The organism is Geobacillus sp., assembly GCF_017515625.1.
GTDB lineage: Bacteria > Bacillota > Bacilli > Bacillales > Anoxybacillaceae > Geobacillus > Geobacillus stearothermophilus.
The window spans coordinates 1-4,355 of sequence record NZ_JAFWFM010000106.1 but is presented as its reverse complement, the minus strand read 5'-3'; the positions used below and the strand labels follow the sequence as shown (position 1 = coordinate 4,355).

General features: G+C 52.4%; 3 protein-coding genes and 3 pseudogenes. 3 read left to right on the top strand and 3 right to left on the bottom strand.

All coding sequences use genetic code 11. The annotated features are described in order from the left end of the window. Window positions 1-349 precede the first annotated feature (349 nt). Entirely contained in the window at window positions 350-1,483 is a 1,134-nt protein-coding gene (gene ald, locus IKE44_RS06595; protein WP_020278676.1) for an alanine dehydrogenase, read from the bottom strand. Window positions 1,484-1,600: 117 nt separating this feature from the next. Further along, window positions 1,601-2,836, bottom strand: coding sequence for a PucR family transcriptional regulator (locus tag IKE44_RS06590; RefSeq protein WP_049626327.1), 1,236 nt, complete (start codon window positions 2,834-2,836; stop codon window positions 1,601-1,603). A 201-nt stretch (window positions 2,837-3,037) separates the two neighbouring features. On the opposite strand from IKE44_RS06590, the pseudogene IKE44_RS06585 reads away from it, so the two are divergent. The 3 genes and pseudogenes from IKE44_RS06585 to IKE44_RS06575 form a co-directional block, all read left to right on the top strand. Then, window positions 3,038-3,301: pseudogene (locus IKE44_RS06585) on the top strand (isocitrate/isopropylmalate family dehydrogenase); the annotation flags it as partial. A gap of 25 nt (window positions 3,302-3,326) precedes the next feature. Continuing rightward, complete coding sequence (locus IKE44_RS06580; RefSeq protein WP_033015389.1) at window positions 3,327-3,821, top strand: PTS sugar transporter subunit IIA; 495 nt, start codon at window positions 3,327-3,329, stop codon at window positions 3,819-3,821. 18 nt (window positions 3,822-3,839) lie between these two features. Continuing rightward, a pseudogene (locus IKE44_RS06575) lies at window positions 3,840-4,214 on the top strand (CAT RNA binding domain-containing protein); the annotation flags it as partial. 12 nt (window positions 4,215-4,226) lie between these two features. Here the strand turns inward: IKE44_RS06575 and IKE44_RS06570 are convergent. Then, window positions 4,227-4,355: pseudogene (locus IKE44_RS06570) on the bottom strand (IS4 family transposase); the annotation flags it as partial.

Genomic DNA, 4,355 nt, shown 5'->3' with positions numbered 1-4,355 from the left:
TGTGCTAATCTATTCATGAGACATGAACCTCCTTGTGTGAATGGGTTTTGAGCACATCTATTTTACCCAAGGAGTCCGGTTCATGTCTCCTTTTTTGTTTAGTTGTCAATTTATGTCAGTGAATTTGCTCATCTACAGTTATACCATATTTTACTGAATCTATCCTATTTTCAGCAAAATATAGTTAAGGCGATTCATCTCCCACTTACTCCGCTTCGCTTCGTTGAAGTGGGAGTCTTCTCGCCTAATTAAGATAAAAAAAGCCGCCCGCTATGAGCGGGCGATCATGGGAATGGACAATGATGAACAGGCGGCCGGCAGCGCGCGTTGTCGGCCGCGTCCATCATGGTTAGTTGGCGGCCAACGTTTTCCCGAGCGCTTCGCGGGCCGGGACGTAGCGATAGCCGAGGTCGCGGGCGACGGCTTCGTACGTGATTTCGCCGTTGGCGACGTTGACGCCAAGCTCGAGCGCCGGGTTGTCCGTAATGGCTTGCATGACGCCTTTATTGGCGATTTGCAAGGCGTATGGGATCGTGACGTTCGTCAAGGCGATCGTCGAGGTGCGCGGGACAGCACCCGGCATGTTGGCGACCGCATAATGGACGACGCCGTGTTTGACGTACGTCGGGTCGTCGTGCGTCGTGACGTGGTCGCTCGTCTCGACAATACCCCCTTGGTCGATGGCGACATCGACGATGACCGAACCCGGTTTCATCGCTTTCACCATGTCCTCGGTGACGAGCTTCGGCGCCCGCGCCCCTGGGATGAGGACAGCGCCGATGACAAGGTCGGCCTCTGCGACCGCTTCGGCAATGTTCATCGGGTTGGACATGAGCGTCGTAATTTGGTTGCCGAAAATGTCGTCAAGCTCGCGCAGGCGATCCGCGTTCAAGTCGATGATCGTGACATCTGCCCCGAGGCCGACCGCGACTTTTGCCGCATTCGTGCCGACGACCCCGCCGCCGATGATGACTACTTTGCCGCGGGCGACGCCAGGGACGCCGCCAAGCAAAATGCCTTTGCCGCCGTACGGCTTTTCCAAAAATTGCGCCCCGATTTGCGCCGCCATCCGTCCGGCGACTTCGCTCATCGGCGTCAACAGCGGCAGCGTGCGGCCGACTTGCACAGTTTCATAGGCGATGGCGATAACGCCGCTTTCTTTTAACGCGCGCGTCAACTCTGGGTCGGCGGCCAAATGCAAGTAGGTGAACAGCACAAGCCCCGGACGGAAGAAGCGGTATTCGCTTGGCAGCGGCTCTTTCACTTTCATCACCATATCTGCTTGCGCCCACACATCTTCCGCTCGCTCGATGATTTGTGCTCCGGCACGGGCGTAATCATTGTCGCTGAAACCGCTTCCAACCCCTGCCTCTTTCTCAATGAGCACCGTATGTCCTGCCTGAACGAACGACAATACGCCAGCCGGCGTAATGGCGACACGGTTTTCGTTATTTTTAATTTCCTTTGGCACTCCAATAATCATGAATATGGTTCCTCCTCATCAAAAGTGGCCTTACTTATAGTATAAAAGAGACGGAACGGGCCGGGCGTTGTTCAAAAAAGAGAAAGAAGCGCGTGGGTTTTGTGGATTTCCACAAATTCAACCGCGCGCTTCGTATTTCGCTAATTTAATATCGATGTATAATTTGATTTTTTGATTCATGTCATTGAGATCAAGCTCGGCGATGTCGGCAATCCGCTTGAGCCGATAAGCAAGCGTGTTCGGGTGAACGTTGAGGACGTCGGCGGTTTCTTGCACATTTTCGTTATGGTCAAAAAATGTTTCAAACGTTTTCACCAAGTCGCTGTGATGTTTGCGGTCATAGGCTTGCAATTTCTCAAGCGCCGGGTTGGTCCAGCCTCCTTGCCGTTTTTTTTCAAGCAAAAAGTCAAAAAATTGGTAAATACCGAGTTGGGCGTAGCCGTAGACGCCGTTGATGTCATCCCCAAGCTTCTCCTTCAGCGCTAGCACGGCGAGCGCTTCGCGGTAGCTTTTTTCAATGAGGCGACAGACGCTGTACACGCCGCCAAATCCGCACTGCACATCGTGGATGTGAAATCGTTCTTTCATTTTGGCGGCGAACGATTCGATGAATGCACTCAGCTCTTTCAGCGGCTGGTCAGTTTTGGGCGCCCCAAGCAAAATCACATCGCGGCCGTCGGTCGTATAAAGAAGGAGCGGGAGTTGCTGAGTCGTCTGCAAGAGATAAGAAATTTGCCGCTCCATTTCGGCGGTCAAATCAGCGGCAAAGCGGAAGACGACAACGGCAAACTGCGGTGCGGTCGGGATTTGCATGGCAGCGAGATGGGCGCGAATCTCGTCTTCGGCCGCGATATGGCTCGTCAGCAACTTCCAAAACAGCTCCTGCACCCGCTCTTCTTTTTTGTTTTTGCGCATATACAGCTGCAACACTTTGTTTTTCGCTGCCTTGGCGGCGAGCTTGAGCCATTCCATCTCCTCAGGCGACAGCGTCCGGTTCGTTTCCAGCACCCAGATGAAACCGATCACCTCATCATTTTTCCAGATCGACACAGCGACGCGGCTGCCGAGGCCGACGTCATGAATCGGCGGCACGCGCACCGGCTCGCGGCTTTTGAGCAGCGCCGGGATGGCGCCTTGTTTCCATAAGCTGTTGATCACTTTTTCCGGGACGCGCCGGCTGATGATCGTCGCCGTCCGCGCCGGATCGGTGTAATCGTCATGGGCGCTGTAGGCGATGAGCCGATGGTTCGCATCTTCGATCGTCACCGGGCATTTCAGCACGTCGCTGACGCGGTCGGCAAACTCTTCAAGGCTGTCAAATTCGCCGCGGAACGGGTCGGTATCATAAGACATATTGACTCCCTCGCATCGTCCATATGATTTGTAGTTTCATTTTATCATAAATGTGAATCCACCACCGTTATTGTATGATGAAAGAAAGGAATGGCTGCGCTTTCTGTCCAAGGAAGGAAAGAAGGAATTCTCCCAAGAATGAAAAAATGGGACATTGCCGTCATTCCCAGCGACGGAATTGGCAAGAAAGCCGTTCTCGTGGCGAACATGAACGTCAACAGCAAATATCCGTCAATGTTTGAACCGGTGCACGGTTTGGCGCCGGATATTTACGGCAAAGGTATCGCCAATCCGATCGGGCAAATTTAGACAGCGAAGTTGATGTCTGACCATTTCGTTGAAGAAGAGCTCGGCGCCTTGTTGCTAAAAACGATTGGAGATGTTACCGCCGATGGCATCAAAACGCCGAATCTTGGCGGCACGGCTTGCGGTTTTCTTCCGTTTCGGTATACTGTTTTCAGATGAACTGCAAAAGAAAGGATGATGTTCGTTGTTCAAAAAATGGTTTGGCAAGCAACAGCCGAAGGAAGAGATGATCACCGCACCGCTTGACGGGACGATTGTGCCGCTTGAAGACGTGCCGGATCCGGTGTTTGCGCAAAACATGATGGGCGATGGTATCGCCATCGACCCGGCGGATGGGGATGTCGTCGCTCCGGTCGATGGCGAAATCATTCAGCTCTTTCCGACGAAACACGCCATCGGCTTGCGTTCGGCAGCGGGTGTGGAGTTGCTCATCCATGTCGGCATCGACACCGTGTCGATGAACGGGGAAGGGTTTACCGCTTATGTCAAAGCCGGCGACCGAGTGAAGCGGGGCGATCGGCTTCTTTCTGTCGACTTGCCACTTGTGCGCGAGAAAGCGAAAAGCGCGGTGACGCCCATCATCATTACGAACGGGGATGCCCTCAAAAGCCTTGAGAGAAAGGCCGAGGCATCAGCCAAAAAAGGCGAGACGGTCTTATTTCATGTGAAAATGAAATAAGGGCGGAAGGGAGGACATATGGCGTTTCGCATCCATAAGATTTTAAACAACAACGCTGTTGTCGTGCTCGACGAAGGCAAAGAGAAAATTGTCATGGGCCCGGGGATTGCGTTTCAAAAGCGGAAAAACGATCTCATCCCCCCGGGCCGCATTGAGAAAATTTTCGTCATGGAAGAAGAAAATGAGAAGTTCCAGCAATTGCTTCGCACGTTGCCAGAAGAACATATCGATATTGCCGAAGAAATTATCAGCTATGCGGAAGGCAAACTGCAAGCACCGCTCAACGACCATATTCATATTGCGCTGACTGACCATTTGTCGTTTGCCATCGAGCGGTTGAAGCAAGGTTACCGCATTCAAAACAAATTGCTCAATGAAATTAAAGTGCTATATCACGAGTGTTGATTATCCAAAATTAGACATACGCCTTCCATAAATTTGGGCATACTCAAACAAAGCAGCGGCCATCCCGGATTTCCAATCGAGAGGAAGCTGCCCAGAGAAAAAACGGCGAACGAACGAAATGAAGGAAAG